Source organism: Furfurilactobacillus rossiae DSM 15814, from assembly GCF_000428925.1.
Lineage (GTDB): Bacteria > Bacillota > Bacilli > Lactobacillales > Lactobacillaceae > Furfurilactobacillus > Furfurilactobacillus rossiae.
Map to the genome: position 1 here is coordinate 1 of NZ_AUAW01000024.1, position 17,848 is coordinate 17,848.

Annotated in this window: 15 protein-coding genes and 2 pseudogenes; 5 read left to right on the plus strand and 12 right to left on the minus strand. The window is 43.3% G+C overall.

The genetic code is table 11. The annotated features are described in order from the left end of the window. From G400_RS15245 to G400_RS0111650, 10 genes and pseudogenes are all read right to left on the minus strand, one after another. A pseudogene (locus G400_RS15245) lies at nt 1–210 on the minus strand (IS5/IS1182 family transposase); the annotation flags it as partial. A 474-nt stretch (nt 211–684) separates the two neighbouring features. Beyond that, nucleotides 685–846, minus strand: a complete 162-nt coding sequence (locus G400_RS16355; protein ID WP_017261253.1) for a hypothetical protein — start codon at nt 844–846, stop codon at nt 685–687. Further along, entirely contained in the window at nt 839–1,084 is a 246-nt protein-coding gene (locus G400_RS0111615) for a type II toxin-antitoxin system Phd/YefM family antitoxin (RefSeq protein WP_017261254.1), read from the minus strand. The genes G400_RS16355 and G400_RS0111615 overlap by 8 nt, the downstream gene beginning before the upstream one ends. A gap of 311 nt (nt 1,085–1,395) precedes the next feature. After that, nucleotides 1,396–2,815: pseudogene (locus G400_RS15250) on the minus strand (anion permease). Between the two features lie 240 nt (nt 2,816–3,055). Continuing rightward, nucleotides 3,056–4,441 carry a class II fumarate hydratase gene (locus G400_RS0111625; RefSeq protein WP_017261255.1) on the minus strand — a complete coding sequence of 462 codons (1,386 nt, stop codon included), beginning with the start codon at nt 4,439–4,441 and terminating at the stop codon, nt 3,056–3,058. A gap of 347 nt (nt 4,442–4,788) precedes the next feature. Continuing rightward, on the minus strand, nt 4,789–5,736 hold the full coding sequence (locus G400_RS0111630; RefSeq protein WP_017261256.1) for an L-lactate dehydrogenase: 948 nt from the start codon (nt 5,734–5,736) through the stop codon (nt 4,789–4,791). A gap of 414 nt (nt 5,737–6,150) precedes the next feature. Further along, nucleotides 6,151–7,980, minus strand: a complete 1,830-nt coding sequence (locus G400_RS0111635; RefSeq protein ID WP_017261257.1) for an aryl-sulfate sulfotransferase — start codon at nt 7,978–7,980, stop codon at nt 6,151–6,153. Between the two features lie 47 nt (nt 7,981–8,027). Continuing rightward, nucleotides 8,028–9,245 carry an NAD(P)/FAD-dependent oxidoreductase gene (locus G400_RS0111640; protein ID WP_017261258.1) on the minus strand — a complete coding sequence of 406 codons (1,218 nt, stop codon included), beginning with the start codon at nt 9,243–9,245 and terminating at the stop codon, nt 8,028–8,030. Between the two features lie 16 nt (nt 9,246–9,261). Beyond that, a complete protein-coding gene (locus G400_RS0111645) occupies nt 9,262–9,930 on the minus strand; it encodes a Crp/Fnr family transcriptional regulator (RefSeq protein ID WP_017261259.1) in 669 nt (222 codons plus the stop codon). Between the two features lie 29 nt (nt 9,931–9,959). Then, on the minus strand, nt 9,960–11,435 hold the full coding sequence (locus tag G400_RS0111650) for a Na+/H+ antiporter NhaC family protein (protein WP_017261260.1): 1,476 nt from the start codon (nt 11,433–11,435) through the stop codon (nt 9,960–9,962). Nucleotides 11,436–11,809: 374 nt separating this feature from the next. Here G400_RS0111650 and G400_RS0111655 point away from each other — a divergent pair, with 374 nt between their 5' ends. After that, nucleotides 11,810–12,268 (plus strand): MarR family winged helix-turn-helix transcriptional regulator, encoded by a 459-nt coding sequence (locus G400_RS0111655; RefSeq protein WP_017261261.1) that lies wholly within the window; start codon nt 11,810–11,812, stop codon nt 12,266–12,268. Nucleotides 12,269–12,347: 79 nt separating this feature from the next. Here G400_RS0111655 and G400_RS15870 read toward each other — a convergent pair whose 3' ends face one another. Beyond that, nucleotides 12,348–13,088: a hypothetical protein gene (locus G400_RS15870; protein WP_017261262.1), complete on the minus strand. Its 741-nt coding sequence runs from the start codon at nt 13,086–13,088 to the stop codon at nt 12,348–12,350. A gap of 137 nt (nt 13,089–13,225) precedes the next feature. Here G400_RS15870 and G400_RS15260 point away from each other — a divergent pair, with 137 nt between their 5' ends. Next, nucleotides 13,226–13,492, plus strand: a complete 267-nt coding sequence (locus tag G400_RS15260; RefSeq protein WP_017261263.1) for a hypothetical protein — start codon at nt 13,226–13,228, stop codon at nt 13,490–13,492. A 76-nt stretch (nt 13,493–13,568) separates the two neighbouring features. Here the strand turns inward: G400_RS15260 and G400_RS0111670 are convergent, their stop codons facing one another. After that, the gene (locus tag G400_RS0111670; protein WP_017261264.1) at nt 13,569–14,444 is read right to left on the minus strand and encodes an aldo/keto reductase; all 876 of its coding nucleotides are present in this window, start codon (nt 14,442–14,444) and stop codon (nt 13,569–13,571) included. A gap of 164 nt (nt 14,445–14,608) precedes the next feature. Between G400_RS0111670 and map the strand changes: the two genes are divergently transcribed. The 3 genes from map (at nt 14,609) to G400_RS0111685 (ending at nt 17,843) form a co-directional block, all read left to right on the plus strand. Beyond that, nucleotides 14,609–15,391: a type I methionyl aminopeptidase gene (map, locus tag G400_RS0111675; protein WP_017261265.1), complete on the plus strand. Its 783-nt coding sequence runs from the start codon at nt 14,609–14,611 to the stop codon at nt 15,389–15,391. 149 nt (nt 15,392–15,540) lie between these two features. Beyond that, nucleotides 15,541–16,926, plus strand: a complete 1,386-nt coding sequence (locus G400_RS15265) for a DUF2252 domain-containing protein (RefSeq protein ID WP_017261266.1) — start codon at nt 15,541–15,543, stop codon at nt 16,924–16,926. Nucleotides 16,927–17,051: 125 nt separating this feature from the next. Next, complete coding sequence (locus tag G400_RS0111685) at nt 17,052–17,843, plus strand: SIR2 family NAD-dependent protein deacylase (RefSeq protein ID WP_017261267.1); 792 nt, start codon at nt 17,052–17,054, stop codon at nt 17,841–17,843. The last annotated feature ends 5 nt before the right edge of the window (nt 17,844–17,848 follow it).

A 17,848-nucleotide genomic window follows, 5' to 3' on the forward strand; every position in this document is an offset into this window, starting at 1 on the left:
CGTTTTACGCGTATACGCAAACAATAGAATCTTCATCATTAACCGTGGATCATAGGCTGGCCGCCCAGTGGCGGCAGTTGCGTTCATGACGTCTTTTAAAGGAATAGAGTCTACGAATCGGCTTAACACCGTGACCACATGATTTTCACTAGGCGTAAAATCTAAATTCACTGCCAAACTGGTTTGATTATTGTTATAATTCTTGTACATGGAGATAACCTCGCTTTCTGATTGTTTAGTCGCTGTTGGATAAGCAGAGAATTGTCTCTGTGCCTACATAATAGTACGAAAATAAGGTTCGAAATCAAAAAACGATTTCGAACCTTATTTTTTATTCAAGAGTTTTGTCCCAAACTCATTTTTCTATCGGTGTTAAGTTCAAGAGCACGTTTGACTTTTACATAGACGTAAGACCATGTAGAAGACACCGAGGATGGCATTTTTTCATAAAACGCTTTATATACTTCGACAAATCCCTCCTCGCTGGCAATAGTGCATCTTCCGGGAACATTTACCCGAATTAATTTAAGCCCAGTATTGCTAAGTAATCAGTATGTACATTCAAGAGACGATAAACACGAATTGTTTTAGTCTCTGGAAAGACTTGATAAAACTGTAAATAGTCGCCGCTCACTAGGTATCTGTAATTATTTGGTATCGTTGTGTTTTTATCTAATCTAGGTCCTAAAATAGATTGCTTTGCAGGAGATCGATAGTACGATCAATCTTGTTTAAGATCATGTTGATCGACGCACGTTGATAGCCAAACATCGCCAAACTCGATTCAATTTGTTGATGATCATCGTCATAATACTGAGAAAAAAAGAGCGTATAGGCATTATTCATGTCGATGCTTCTGACGGAACTTATCATGAGAAATCACTGTACCAAAGTTACGATCCGCTCTATTTAATTCTGTTAAAAGCCTTATTTCAGCTTGTACATGTTCCCACTCTTGCGTATTGACCAAGACGCCGCCCGCGTCTTTACCGTTTTTCGTAAACCGAATTGTTGTGCCATCGCGCACTTCATCAAACACGTTATTATAGTTTCGCAATGCCGACATTGGAAGTGATTTTGTCATCGCTGTTGCCCCCTTGCTTACTCATATAACAGCATTGTAGTATCGTTATGCTGCAAATTTCCAGCAGATTGAGTTGAGGTTCATTGAACGAAAAGAACCGAAATCGTCAAAAACACGATTTCGGTTCTTCTTGATTGGTATTGAGTTCAAAAGATTTTGGATAACTTCTTTACTAATACATAGCCATAACGCGCTCGCAGACCTGACCCCTGTGCATAACCCGAAGCTGAATTATTCGGAAAACCACCGAATTCTTCACCTCCATGTTATTGCTCGGGGTCAAACCCGGCCTGCTCACGCTCACTTTTCTATTACCACATACCTAATACTTTGGTCCAAAGCAGACCACCGCCTAGCCATACGACGATGTAGAAGACACCTAGGATGGCGTTTAGACGCCACCAGTCGGACTGCTTCACGAAGCCAGAACCAAACAGCACTGTGGCCGGGCCACTTGCATAGTGCGTAGTGGAACTAAACAGTGGACCTGCAAAGGCCAACATAATTGCCGCTAACATATGAGGCACCCCAGCAGCTAAAGCAACAGCCAATAGTGCAGCGTACATTGCCGTAACGTGGGCAGTACCAGAAGCAAACAAGTAATGTGTGTAGAAGTAGAAGATAAACAGAATAACCAGCACCATCATCCAGCTAACACCATGCAGTGCCGTGCCAATTGATGAAGACAACCACTTGATCAAACCTAATTGAGTCAGTTCGTTTGCCATGAAAATCAGGATAGAGAACCAAATCAATGTGTTCCAAGCACCAGTTTCCTTCAGAATGTCCTGAACGGATAGCACACCCGTCAGCAACAATAGTGAAACTGCGATAAAGGCAACCAAGGTTGCATCCAAACCGATGAAACTTGAAGCGATCCAAAGCAACAAGGCAATCAAGAAGACGCTCATCATGATCTTTTCAGGCGTGCTCATTGGTCCCATGTCAGCTAATTCTTTGTCAGCCCAGTCCTTGGCGTTTGGTGTTTCCTTAACCTCTGGTGGATATAACTTGTAAATAATGTATGGCACACAAATCAAACTAATAATCCCAGGCACCAGAGCGGCAATGAACCAGCTGATCCACGTAATGTGAACGCCAGCTTTACCAGCCATTGCAACGGCAACCAAGTTTGGTGCCATCGCAGTCAGGAACATTGCTGAAGTAATGATGTCCCCCTTGGAATTCGGTATAAACAAGGAACGAACCAATCTTACGTTCAGTCCCATCTTTAGGATGAGAGCCAAACGTTGTTGCTAGTGATTCGATAATTGGGAAGATAATCCCACCGGCACGGGCCGTATTACTAGGTGTTGCAGGGGCAGTAACCAAGTCAACACCGACTAGTGAGTAGGCCAAGCCTAACGTCCGTTTACCAAACAAACGCACGAAGATCAGCGCTACCCGCCGACCAAAACCAGTCTTGATGAACCCACGTGACAAGAAGTAAGCCATCGCGATTAACCAAACCGTGTTGTTACCAAAGGCCGTTGTGGCATCCTTCATTGGCACGATGCCAAGCAGGACTGTCAGTGTAACCCCAATTAAAGCAACCCCACCAATTGCGATTGGCTGAGTGATACAGGCAATGATCGTCCCAACGAAGATTGCGAGCATATGCCAAGCTGCTAAACTAACAGCGTCTGGCCGAATTGGCGCAAGGAACCAAATGATCAGTCCAACTAACACTGGCCACAGAAAATTTTTGTACTTAACGTTTTCAAGCTTCATGTTTTATCCCTCTCGTGTCCCCGCCGACGCTTAATCGACGAAGGCCGTTTCTTCACATTCTAAGGTGCGTGCATCTTGCGATGTCAGCGCCAACCTAACCAACATGGATATTTGTATATCCCTAAACGCGCAGACAACCCCTGACATCTAGTCTTCAGGAGTTGTGCAACGCATTGTTAATCAAGAAATGTTTTTTTAATACTAATAGTGCTTTGTTCAGACGCGAAACCCGACTGTCGTTTACTTACGGTCGATGTTCGTCATCTTCAATGGATCAACCCATTCGTCGAACTGTTCAGCAGTAACTTTGCCAGACTTCAAGGCAGCAACACGTAATGTGGTTCCGTCTTGGTCAGCTTGCTGAGCAATTTTGGCACTGTCATGGTACCCAATGTGTGGTGACAAAGCCGTAACCGTCATCAATGAATTGTCGACCAATTCTTCCATGCGTTCTTCGTTAACTGTCAAACCATGGATCATCTTGTCAGCAAAGCCGGTCATCGTGCCACGTAACAATTCAGCTGATTCAAGGAAAGCGTCGATCAGTACTGGTTTGTACACGTTCATTTCGAAGTTACCCTGTGAAGAAGCCATGGTCACAACGACATCGTTACCCATTACCCGAACGGCGGCCATCGTAATCGCTTCAGCCTGCGTTGGGTTAACCTTACCAGGCATGATTGATGAACCAGGTTCGTTAGCAGGGATGTTCAACTCGGCGTAGGCAGCACGTGGGCCACTTGCTAAGAAACGCACGTCATTAGCAATCTTCATCAGATCAGCAGCCAAGGTCTTCATTGCACCGTGGACAACGTCAAGGTTGGAGTGTGCAGCCAAGCCATAGAACTTGTTTGTCTTAGCCGTGAAAGCAGGTCCGTAGACTTTGCTCATCCGGGCAGCAATGTCATCGGCGAAACCAGGCGCAGCGTTTAAACCAGTACCAACCGCGGTACCACCCATCGCTAATTCAAGCAATGTGCCATCTAAACTCTTCAAGTAGCCAAGGTCATGTTCCAACATGCTGACCCAACCACTGATTTCTTGCCCAAACGTCAATGGCGTTGCGTCTTGCAAGTGAGTCCGGCCGATCTTAACTGTCCGCCAGTACTTGTCCTGCTTAACCTTCAACTCGTCGATCAAGTGTTGTGCAGAATCTTCCAATTCTTTAACGGCAACACTAGCAGTGATGTTCATCGCCGTTGGGAAAATGTCGTTTGAACTCTGACCATGGTTCACGTCATCGTTAGGAAGGATTTCAATTGAGTCATCCAGCTTAGCAGCTTCGTGGGCCACGACTTCGTTTGTATTCATGTTCGTTTGCGTACCAGAACCTGTCTGATAAACACGAAGTGGAAAGTCCTTACGTAAGTCTTCGTCGCTCAAGCTCAGTAGCTCATCGATGGCGCGAATGATGAGTTGACCTTTTTCTGCACTAATTTGATCCAATTCCTGATTGGCTTCGGCAGCAGCTTTTTTGATCTGTAACAGGGCGCGAATAATTGCAATTGGCATGAATTGCCCTGTTGGGAAGTTGTTGCGACTCCGTTCGGTTTGTGGTCCCCATAGTGCTTCGCTAGGAATCTTAACTGGCCCGATGGTATCTTCTTCAACACGATAATCTGACATCAAAATGTGCCTCCAGTTCTTTGTGTATTTAGTAACAAACATAAACAAATAAAAAGCGAGGTCGGCGGAACGTTTAATCCAGTTTGTGACCTCATTCACTTAACGCTTCTAAGTCTACTAAGCGTAACTAATTATAGTCAAACGAAGCGGTTGCCATTAAAAACATTAATAGCTTGCTGTTGAGTGCTTCACAATTACTGTAAACACTTGTTTTCACTCATTTGCATTGGCTCACAGTTATTGTGAAAGTTGAAACGAATACGATGTTTGCAAAAATTTTTTCGACAAACTTCATCCTGCAAGCAAAAAACGTCACCAACTACGGCGACGTTTCATTGAAATCATTTTTAGTTCATTGCGTCATCAAGCACTTGTTTCAACTGTTTGGCTGAAGCGACCATCTTGGCCTGCTCTTCATCAGTCAACGGTACTTCGAGAACCTTGGCAATTCCATTTTCGTTGATCAGTGCCGGTGTGCCAATGTACATATCGGACAATCCGTATTGACCATCCACTGGTGCACCAACGGGTAACACAATATTTTCGTTGTGTAATACTGCCCGGCTCAATGTCATCAAACTGGTAGCGACACCATAGAATGTGGCTCCCTTTAGTTTGATAATACTACCACCCTTGGTTCGCGTTTCTTGTTCCAGCTGTTCAAGTTCAGCCTGTGAAACGCCCGCCTTCTTGGCAACATCCAACAATGGCTGGCCGTCAACTGTCGCAGCAGAATAGGCAGCAAATTCGCTATCTCCATGTTCACCAAGAATATCCGCATTAACACTGCGCAAATCGACATTCAGTTTGTGAGCCAAAGCAACTTGCCAACGACTGCTATCCAAGGACGTCCCAGTCCCGATAACTCGGTTCTTCGGGAATCCTGACAAACGTTGTGTAGCGGCGGTCAACACATCAACAGGGTTAGCAGACACAATGAAGGTCCCCTTGAAACCACTGTCAACGACCGGTGTCACAATGGATTCCAAGATCTTCATGTTCTTGTTAACAAGGTCTAAGCGCGTTTCACCCGGTTTACGCGGAACACCGGCAGTAATGACAACTAAGTCGGCATCACCAGCATCGGCATAACTGCCAGCATGGACATCCAACGGTGACGTAAAAGGCTGAACGTCTTCTAAGTCAAGGGCATCCCCTTTGATGTGATCTTGTTGAATATCAACAATTACTAATTCATCGGCAACTTGCTGTTGCATCATTGCAAATGCATATGAGGAGCCAACAGCCCCGTCACCAACAAGAACAACTTTTGTATGTTTAATTTGATTAGCCAAAATTTTGCTTCCTTTCTTTATCAAGGGCAATTCGTTTTTATCGTCATTGTGTTGTAGAACACGAATTCAATCGACCATTCTCGCTACAATTCATGGCGGTAAAGCGTAGCGGGCGGCCATTTCAAACGGCGGTTAATCATCGATCACATCACTATCATCTGCAAATCGATCAGGAGTAGCGTAACCTGTCGACTAGATTATAGTCAAGTGTAAAGATGGTGATTACGTTTGATAATGTGAGGTGATGCACTTTTTGAAGTGTGCTTTAGCTTCCGTTACGCTAGGCGGTAGCTATGCTTCACTAACATGTAAATTGCTAGTTAAAACAATAGAGATGGCACCATCAAAATAACAGTGTCATCTCTAAACCGATATTTACATTTCTCGAAACTCAAAGTCATTTTTTGTACTATTCTAGGCCTTTGCAGTCAAAGCCTCATCAAGAAAGTCACAAATTCCATCATAGTCCAGTTCTCCGCGGAACCGTTCGATCTCCTTGCCATTTTGAAAGACAGCAACGACAGGTGTACCAGTAATTCTCATGGACTCCGTCAGGCTCGGATTCTTATCGACATTAGTATAATAAACTTTAAATTTGCCTGGAAAGTCTTCCTTAAAGGCCTTTTCTAAAAGTGGATGAACCTTTTTGCAATGCGGACATCGTTCAGCACCAAACATAACGAGTTGTGGCTTATCACTCTTTCCGTTCAGTACTTCGGAATTGAAACCATCCTGATTGATTTCTTCAAAGACCTTTCGATCAACATCAAATAGGTGAACGGTTTTTTTCTTAGCCTGCATTTCATTTGACTCATCAATAGTTGCCACACAAAGAGCCACATCGGGATAGTATGGTAGCGTACCGTCGACATCCACCACCGTCTTCGCACCCTTTTTGCCAGCATTTGGCAATCTAAATGTCGTATTATCGACCGCCTCAATTGGCACTTCATTTGGTTTTGGCTCTTGTGGTACATAGCTGTAAGGATAACGGTAAGCCCTGTAAATCATGTTATTCCGAGGTCCATCATCGTTATGAGTGAAGTAAGGTGAAATCCATTCCCAAACAACCTCGTAGTCCTTGGTGATTTCAAGAATCCGCCCGTCGGCTCCCTCATCAATCATTGTATTGCCGTTTGGCAAACGTTGAACATCAGACACATAGGGACTATAAAACTTGCTACTGTCCACGGGCATTACAGCACCCATGTTCTCTGGCGTCACACTCCAAACAAGTTTCATCGTAACTGGATTAATTTCCAGTACCCGGCTGTAATCACGCAATGCATTCTTTGAACCATCTTTACTGCCAGGGTTCGGAACACCGTATCCGGCCCAACCACCGTTGTCAAACAGTAGAAGGTCCCCTTCACCAGGTAACCCTTTGGGAATCATGTGCAATCCATGTTGACCAATAATTTGACCAATTGCTGCTGCTTTCGGGTCGTGTGTATAATCTGGACCCAACTTCCATACAATATGTCCAGTATCATGATCCACAATGTACAAAATGTTGGATTCACGTGAATCCATGATGATGTTGTTTGGCTTGAATCGCTCATCACCCTGGTCATACCATTTGTTAGGCCCTAAATAGCTGGCACAATTAGTGTGCATGAAGTCACCAACGCCACCATCTGGCTCACGCATGTTGGGATTACGAGACAAGATATTTTTCGCTGCTTCATCAAATCCAAATTCATTGAAGTGATCAGAACAGCTCCAGCTCCAAATAATATTGCCATCCCAATCTACTTCGTACACAATATCGTCCAACAATTTTTTATCGGATATTGCAGGATTATGAATTGTCCGATGAGCTAAAATCAATGTCTTACCATGATCAATTGCCGGATGATCGTTCGGAGAATAGTAAACGCTGGCGCCTTCACGTTGATAATCGTGGTGTTGACGTGCCATCCAGCGATGATCATGACCTGGATCATCAATTTTTTCAAAGTGATCAAATTGCCATTCAACCTTACCATCGTAGTCAATTTGAACTAAATTAACGCCATCTTGCATACCATTCTCTGGATAACGCATTCCTGAATTTCCCATGAGGTGACCACCTGGTAATAGCTTTGGTGGCATACCTTGAAAGTTCCAACGGCGAATCTCATTACCGTTCATGTCGAACATCAAAATCCCGTCATTAATTGTTGGTACGACTGTATATCCGTTCCATGCCTTATCTGGTTTATAAATGACTGTTCCCATTGGAAATACTAAATGCTGGCCCATAATTCATACACTCCTTTTTTATATTCTTAGTTTCATTAATTGTATTTTTACTGACGGACTGGACTAAGTTTGCTCTCTGCTGAATCCTGCGTTAAATCCACGACTTGCTTGAGATGTCCCTGCTGATACAGTGCAACTGCAAAATCCGAACCAATATTTAGTTGATGATAGAGCAATGATTGCGATGTTATGTCATCAAGATTAACTTTATAGCGTGGCGTTAACAGCGCCTCGATATGCTCCAAACGTTTGACAGATTCATCATCGTATGGCGAGTAGAACATTACGGCTTCATTGCCACTAGTATCGCCCATAATCTTCTCCAGTTGTGCGGTCTCCTTCAAGTATCGTTCAACGTTGACCTCAGCAACTGCACCATTACCGGAAGCAGTAACAACTTGTCGAAGTGGTGTATCCGTACAGTCACCAACGGCATAGACTCCTGCCACATTTGTAGCTTGATTACGATTTACTTTAATATAGCCGTGCACATCTCTGACCAAAGTATCAGGCAAAAAGTCTGTTTGTGGAACCATACCAACAAACGAGAATACGCCAGTTGCATCTACGTCATGTTCCTGACCAGTCAAAATGTTACGAACCGTGACACTAGTAACGGAATCTTCACCATTAATGGATGCCAGTGTTGAATTCCAAATAAACTCAATCTTGTTATTTGCCATAGCTTCACGGCGATCAACCTCATTACAATCTAAAATACCTTCATCGTGCATAACGGCTACAGATACCTTCGATGCATATTTAGTTAGCAAAATTGCATTTTCAATAGCTTGATTTCCAGCTCCGAGGACAAATACATGTTGATTCTTAAAAAATTCAGCGTCACAAGTCGCACAATAGGAAACACCATTGCCTGAAAACTCAGCTTCGCCTGGAATTCCCAGTTGACGTGGTTTGGCGCCCACATCGAGAATTACTGCTCGTGCAGTATAATCGCCTCGCCGTCGAGTATGAACAATTTGTCTATGATTTGCGGCAGCTTCAACGCCACTAACGCGAGTAGTTAGCAAACTAACTGAATCGGACTGTGTAACATGTTCCTTAAATCGATCCATTAATGCTTGGCCTGACAGATGTGGACTACCTGGAAAGTTTTCAACATCTAGGCTATCTGTGATCTGTCCCCCAAAACTACCTTTTTCAATCAATAACGTTTTTAATTCTGCACGCCCGGCATAAATGGCGGCCGTCATTCCGCCAGGACCACCGCCAACAATAATTAGGTCATATTCTTCATCACTCATTCATGCCATCTCCTCTTTATAGCAATTCACTTAATGCATCCCGATTTATAATATGCAAATGTTGATCCTCATAGGTTAAAATACGTTCCTCCGAGAGTTGTTTTAACTCGTGATTTAAACTACTTCGACTGACATGCAAAATATCTGCAAGAATCTGCTGTGAAAATGGGATTGGAACACTATCACCATCACGTTGATGAATGCCAAGTAGCCAGAAGGCCAATCGTTCACGAATTGTTTTGTACCCGATACACCTTAAAAGCAGTTGATCGCGATAACCTCGACATGACATGTAATAGATCATTGCTTGCGAGAGATTCGCATTCTGATGCACCAAGGTGCGAAATTGATTTGCATTCATCCATACAACTTCTGAATTTTCAGCACAGACTAAGGTGTAAACAAAGGATCTTGCATGAGAAAACACTAGATATTCCGAAAACATTTCCGATCCAAAAAAATATGAATTATTGAGTTCAAGACCTTCTGCCGTGTAGTTAGTAACACGCAAAGCACCTTTTAAAACAAAACCGACGCGTTGTACTTCTGCTCCTTCTTCAACTATTATTTCGTCCTTGTTATAAGTTTCCTTTTGCAAAGGGATATTTGCCAATAGCGTTCTGAATGCCGTAAAATCAAAGCTTCTAAATAATTGATTTGATTGCAAAGCTCTTATATCTTCCATATTCTTCAATACCACCATTTCTCACTTATCTACACAGCAGAAATGTTTTCTGAATTGACCTTTGCGTTTGTTGTTTGCACCTCTGGCTCCATGGTTCGACCCCATCCAAATAGTACCCAGCACAGCCACAATATCGTTAATATCAAACTAAAGAATGTGGCACCAAAGATTGCAGTTGGAGTGGGTACTGGTAAGAATGGGAATTTGGTGTGCATTTGGGTTGCTACACTAATCACGCCCATCACGTACACACTATTAATTGGAATAATACCGGTGAATGAGGTTGCAACTGTGATAATCAAATATGTTCTTCGTTCTGGTGAAATGTGAGCGGCGTGCCCTATATGGTCAGACATTTCGCCAAACAACAAAATTCCTGGCAAGTCGCAACCACTGAGCAAAATATTGACGAGTCCAATACCAGCAGCAATTGTTAGTTCAGCCCCACGAGCCGTACGAACAAACCTATGACTTGTAATCCGCTCACAAATCAAATCAACCACACCACTGGCGTGCATAATTGCAATAAGTCCATAAAGAAATATTGTCAGTAAAGAGATATCAACCATACTGTACACACCATCGAATAAAATGCCTGCAAGCAACGTTGGATTATGTGGATCAATGCTAATAACGTCCTTAAATTGAAACAAATTCGTCATCAACCCAACAACAGTTCCCACTACAACGCCCCAAGTAAGACCAGTCAAAATTTCTTTAGTGCGAATACAAATCAGAACAACCACAATAATTGGAATCAGCATCCATAGACCACGAGGATCAGAAAACTTAGCCAGCGCAGCTGATGAATGGGGCGTGCCTCCTTGACCACCAAAAATGCCGAGTAGAATGACTGTGATAAGTGCAGCGCCAGCAATCCAAGGAATTCGTTGCTGCAATGTTTTAACTAAATCAGCAGGTTCACCTGTGGTAGAATTTGTTTCCAAACCCAATGTTGCATTAGTTAGTTGTGAGCTTGGTGATAGTGCATCCCCACAATAGACACCGCCAATAATGGCACCTGCAAGAATTGCTGGATTTGATCCCACTAAGATACCTGGTACATAAAAGATAGAAAGTGCTGCAAACAATGCTGCAAATGGTACTCCCGATCCTAAAGCGAAAACGGCCGTTCCTATAAATGCCAATATTGTGAAAGCAGCACCATGAAGTCCCAACATTAAACTCAGCCATACAAATCCTTGGCCAACCTTTCCAACTAACAATAATTTTGTAAAAACCCCGATAATTAAAAAGACAAAAATTAATTTCGCATTTCCAAATCGTGCCAGGCCGCTAACAATGGTGTTCCAATACTGTTTGCGATTCCTAGCCATAAAGAAAACAATCACAAGACCGATTACTGCAGATATAGTAAGCGCTTTCAAAGAATAATAATGAAAAACAATCGTAAATACACCGCTTAATAAAATGAAGATCAGTGTTGGCACTAAGGCAATATATGGTCCCCCATAAAAGTGTAGTGTCGGCTCTTCATCACGCATTTAACTCGCCTCCTCATCAGTTTTCAAGTTTATCCTAGCATCATATACTTGGTTTTTATGTTGGAATGCCAACAGTTTGTGAATATTTGAATAAGTGTTGACACCAGCTTAGTTGATTTATTTAACAATCATACATTTACGCTATTTATTGTTGAAAAGGATGACCGCCATTAACCTTTTCTTGGTGCTAATTATTTAAAATCAGTCCCACAAATCTTCCTCAAATTGGCCTAAATTCTGGATAAAAATCACTTGATATAGAAAGTTAATCAAATAAGTTCCAAAAAGCCTGTCATGACGGCGATAACCTGATATAATAAAGTCATTAAAATTTTAAGTGGGTTACTGATTCCGGCAATGGGAGGAAACATATCATGAGTGAACTAGACAACAACGACTCTTTCTTTCAATTTGAAACTGTTGTCATTCGTGATTTTCGTATTTTGTACCAACGTTTCAGTGCATATGCAGCTAAATATGATTTAAACAACAGTGAATTAGGTGTTTTAGTGGCGATTGTAACTGATATTAAAACGAACCTGACTGATTTGTCAGACCGTGTTAACGTCTCTGAATCGGCCGTTTCTCAAGCAATCACTGGATTGATGAAAAAGAAGTACATTCGTTCAGAGACCGATGCTAAAGACCGTCGTCGTCATTTCTTGGCGCCTACCCCAAAGGGAGAAAAACTAGTTATTGATTTCCGTGAGCACGAAAAGGAAATCCTCGACTCCCTCGAGAAAGAGCTGGGTGACGGCTTTATGCCAACAGTGGTCAAAACAATCGAAACTGCTAAAGATAATGGTTTTACAGAGTTTAATCGCAAAAAATAATTAAACAACATTTTAACTAAATAGACGCCTGAAATTGAGTGTAGTGTATAACTACTTCTCAATTTCAAGCGTCTATTTTTTATTCTCGAGTTAATGGTTCAATAATCTGTTGAACTAACTTGATTCGGTCAGCATAGCGTTGCCAAAGAGGCTTTTGTGTCACCTCGCGATTCAATTGGGTAAACGGCAAACCTGCAGTTTCTACGCTGCCTATTTTCCCATTATGCCGCTTAACAATAAGTGGCCACTCAGCATCAATCATCTTGGCGTTTGATGCTTCACTTATAAATGATAAAAATTTCTGCCTGATAATTGCAGCACCGGATGTAAAATCGGTGAAATCTGATAACTCAAAGAATGCTTGGGCACACTTATTCGTACACGTTTCTGTGTCTGTCCATGCCTTCGGATACGTTTGCATATTTTCTGACGAACGATTAACACAGGCATAATCAAATGAAATTCCAAGTCGCATCTTCGTAATGAGGTGGTGAAAAGCATCAGGTTTTCGAATAATCATTGTTGCGAGCTTATCGAAATCAATATGTAGAATCAATGATTTATCAGATAGCCTACTAACTTCAAGAAACTTTGAAACCACTATACGACGACCATTGGCTGCACCGTTACGAGGAACCGAAAATGAATTCACGGTAGTTTCTTGAATGAGCGTCAACACACTCGGATTCGTAGTGTTTGTAACTGTGATAACGGCACTGTCAAATTCTCGTTCAATTATCGTTAAGACCTGACTAAGCTGTTTAGCAGGAAGTCTAAGCCGATCAATCGTGCTAATTAAACCAATCTGTGTTTTGAACATAAAAGAACCCCAGTCCTAAAAATGATAGTTTTCATTAAACCGCTGTCTGCTGTAGTTGTAAACAAGTCGGCAGCCAATAAATCATCTGGCCACATCCTTATAACAAGGAAAAACTGCCTTGGACCATCATCACAATAATGGTTGCATTGTCTGCACTTGCTGATAAATACTACTTTCTCGGAAACTATTACTTCATCGGCTGGAGGGCGGCAACATTGGCCCCGAACCGTGAAGGTGTTGTTAATCCGAATGGTTCTCTCGGATTTACAACACGGACGGACGCCAAGACTCGCGGTCTTCACGAGGCTTGGCGGCGAGGTGATAGACGGCACACTTCCGGCTTGAACCGGTCCCACGGCGAGCGTGTCAATGTTGCCAACCGCAAGCGGCATCCACCGCACTAAATCCACAATACTTTTTTTGAACTGCAAACAAAAACGCGCCACACGCTTAACGAATGTGGCACGTAATTTCTACAAACTATTTTTCATCACCAAAGTACCAATCGAAACTGGTTAGCCAGTAGCTAGTCCGTTTGCTCTGCTCCATAGCAGCCAGTTGCTTCATATCGTCATCGTCCAAACTAAAATCATACACATCGGCGTTTTGCTTAATGTATTCTGGATGAACAGATTTTGGAATCGTCACCAATCCATTCTGTAAATCCCAGCGAATCAATACTTGGGCAGCCGATTTGCCATGTTTCTTAGCGATGGTTTGAATTACAGGTTCTTTCATTAAGGAACCACCAGTCCCACCAAGTGGTGACCACGCTTCTTGTTGAATCCCTGTATCAGCAAGGTACTTCTTCAAGGAAGGTTGCTGCAACCATGGGTGAAATTCGACTTGATCAACCATCGGCGTAATGTCACTTAATGCGATCAATGACTTCATCGTCTGTTCAGAGAAATTACAGACCCCAATGGCACGTGCCTTACCATCTTGATAAATTTTTTCAAACGCACGCCAAGTTTCGGCCCACTTACCGGCAACTGGCCAGTGAATAAGATATAAATCCACATAATCCAAACCTAAACGTTTCAAACTGGCATCGAAATTAGTCAACGTGGATTCGTACCCTTGATCAGAGTTGGCAAGTTTGGTCGTCACAAATAAGTCGTCCCGCTTTTTACCAGCGGCTGCCAAACCCTGTTTAATGCCTTCGCCCACTTGTTGTTCGTTGCCATACGCTTTAGCGGTATCAATCATTGGATAACCCATTTGAATTGCTGAACTCACAGCATTAACGGCGTCTTTAGGCTCTGCTTGCCAGACACCTAAACCTAGACGTGGCATCTCAACACCGTTTGACAGTGTGGTCGTATCATTAATTCCTGAAATTTCTTTGCTCATCATTATTCGCCCCTTTATTCTCTCAACACTCATCATAGTGAACTCACCATCGAAATGCAAAAGGTAAGGGCGACAAGCCTTTTCAAGCGAGACGCTACTCTTTTTATCCTAAAATGGTTATACTAAATAAGTATAGTTATCAAAGACAAAAGGAAGAGAAATCAGTCATGATTACATTGAAATCACCTCGCGAAATCGAGGGTATGCGTAAAGCTGGTGCTGTTTTAGCCGGTATGCACATCGGTTTACGTGACATTATTAAACCCGGTATTTCTAGCTGGGATATCGAAAAATTTGCTGTCCGTTACTTTGAAGAACATAACGCCAAGCCTGAAGAAAAAGGCTTCGAAGGTTACGACTTCGCCACTTGTGTCAGCGTTAACGACGAAGTTTGTCACGCTTTCCCACGTAAGGACCTGCTATTAAAAAACGGTGATCTGGTCAAAGTCGACACGGTTATTAGTGTAGACGGTTACATGTCAGATTCCTGCTGGGCCTTCGCTGTCGGCGATGTCAGCGATGAAGTTAAAAAGTTGATGGAAGTTACTAAGAAGGCTTTGTATCTTGGTATCGACCAAGCTGTCGTCGGTAACCGGATTGGTGACATCGGTTACGCCATCCAACACTATGTTGAAGACGAAATGGGCTACGGTGACGTTCGTGAATACGTCGGTCATGGCATTCAGCCAACGATGCACGAAGATCCAATGGTTCCTGCATACGGTGAGGCCGGTAAAGGATTACGTTTGCGTGATGGCATGACCATCACCATCGAACCCATGGTCAACGTTGGTGACTGGCGCTGTGCGCCTGTTGCTGATGACGGCTGGACTGTTCGTACGGCTGATGGTAGCTTGAGCTGTCAATATGAACACACCTTAGCAATCACCAAAGACGGTCCAAAGATTTTATCGAGTCAGGATCACGAAGCTGACGCTAAGTATCTATAGAAAAGTATTTATAATCTTGTTTTTGAGGCTACCCGACCACTATTAGTTGGATAGCCTTTTTAACGTTAAGATTTAGGATTGTTTGTTTCTATACCGAACCACGGGGTATAATCAAACCAATATTTACTCAGGAGGCATCCTTAACTTTCATGGCAAATCGTGGTTTAGACATCAATAACATCATCGTCAATAGTAGCCAAACGGACTTAGAGCACATGGGCGACAAATTACGTGAAAAGGTCCCCTTTGATGCACTCGGCACATTCAAACAAACGCAACGCGATCCAACGCTCTTAATGCAGCGGATTTCAGATATGCTAGTTCCTGAATTACTGCCAGAACGGTATCGGCGAATGGGCGTATCAGCTTTTACGTTCTTTCGTGGTACTGCCGAGCTAATGGCGTTTGACCTCAACCACCAAGCTAGTACCCACATTCCCGTCATCATCTCGGGCGATGCCCACCTTGGCAATTTTGGCTTTTTTGCTTCTCCCGAACGGCGATTAGTGTTCGACCTAAACGATTTCGATGAAGCTGGTGTCAATTCGTGGGAGCGCGATGTCAAACGACTGTTAGTGAGCGTTATTCTGGCTGGTCGCGAGAATGGTTACACAGATAAAAAGATTCATAAAATCACACGGAACGTGGCCAAAAGTTATCGGGCGGGAATTGAAGCCAGTATCAAACGGTCGACAATTGACCGTTTCTATCCAGCGAACGACGTGGCCAGCATTCTGGGCGCTGTACCAGAAGGTGATCCAACCGCTGAGATGATTCAGTATTTCTTGGATAAGGCTGGCAAACGGAACTCGGAACAAGTCGTTAAGAAGTTCACGCAAACGACCGACGCTGGGTTGCGCTTCGTTGATAACGCAAAAATTACGCGTCACACCAATGATGATGTTACGCGTAATATTATCGATTACCTAGCCGATTATCGTTCCACTGTACGTACTGATATCGCACTGTTGTTATCCCAATACCACATCACTGATATTGCTCGTCATTGTGTTGGCGTCGGGAGTTTCGGCTCACGTTGTTATTTAGTTTTGCTCACCAGTATTGATGGCAGTCACCTAGTATTACAGATTAAGGAAGCTTTGCCAACCAGAAAGACCGGTGCGGAGCGTCAACTAGCTTTGACCTCAACGTTTGAAGAAAACGAAGGCCGCCGTATCATCGACAGCCAGAAGATTCTCCAATCAGCATCTGATCCCTTTTTAGGTTACTTCCAAAGTAAAAAGCACAGTTTTTATGTTCGCCAGTTCAGAGATATGAAAACTTCAGTGGATCTTGCCACTCTCAGCGAAGATCAATTTCACGTTTATGCTGAATCATGTGGTCGTTTGTTGGCAGTGGACCATTGTCAGACACCGACTGGGCCAATGATTGCCGGTTATATCGGTGACTCTAAGAAATTTGACCGAGCAATGACAGATTGGGCCGAAGCGTATATTCCACAGGTCGAAAAGGACTATGCGATTTTTCTTAAGAATCACCCTAAAGAACAAGCACTGACCGAGAGTGCAAAATAATGCTGCTAATGATATTTGCGTTTGCGCGCAAATATCATTTTTTTGTCGACTTAAACGAGTTCACTCACCCTGCAGAATAATTTCGCTACACTGACAGTATGAGACTAAGTAAGGAAGGTGAGCCTATGTTGGAACCAGAACAAACAATATTTGATCGACAAATCGACCAGCTCGCAAAGCAACTGACCACGGCTCACCGACCAACATTTCTAACCGGGGCTGGCATCTCTGTGCCAAGCCATATTCCCGACATGGAATCCGCAGTTAACCAGTTTGGTTTGTTCTCCCAAACTTGGTTAGAAGATGACCCTGCCGCCTTTTATCAGCGTTTTCATCGGGAAATGCTGGACCCGATTCGCAAATATGGTCCCACTAAAGCTCACCGAATTATTGCGCAGTTAGAAAAACAGCACCTCATTGATGGCATTGTCACCACAAATGTCGATCACTTACACCAAGTCGCTGGTAGCCACCACGTAATTGAAGTCTGGGGTAGCATTAACGTTAATTTTTGTCTTCAATGTGGCCGTATCTTTAATCTTCAGGCACTGCATTCAGACGTCCCACGCTGCCCCGTTTGCCACGGCCTTTTATCCCCAGAACCGGCATTTCGTCATCTCGGTGGTACTTTACCACCCAACCTTAAACAAGCCAATGCTTATGTGCGCCAACGTTTGACCGATGGCGCCTGGCGCGTACCTTTAAACGATCAATTAGCCGATGAATTGCTATCTCAAAGTGACCTCACAATTGTGACTGGATCAAACGGTTATTATCGCCATTGCTCGCCGCAACATGTTATCGAAATCAATCCCCACGCCACTTGGTTCACGCAGTTTGCAGACTTCAGAATATCATCAACAGCTGATGAAGCGTTCGCCGCTTTAGCAATGAAATTGCAGCTTAATTTAAATTAACATCT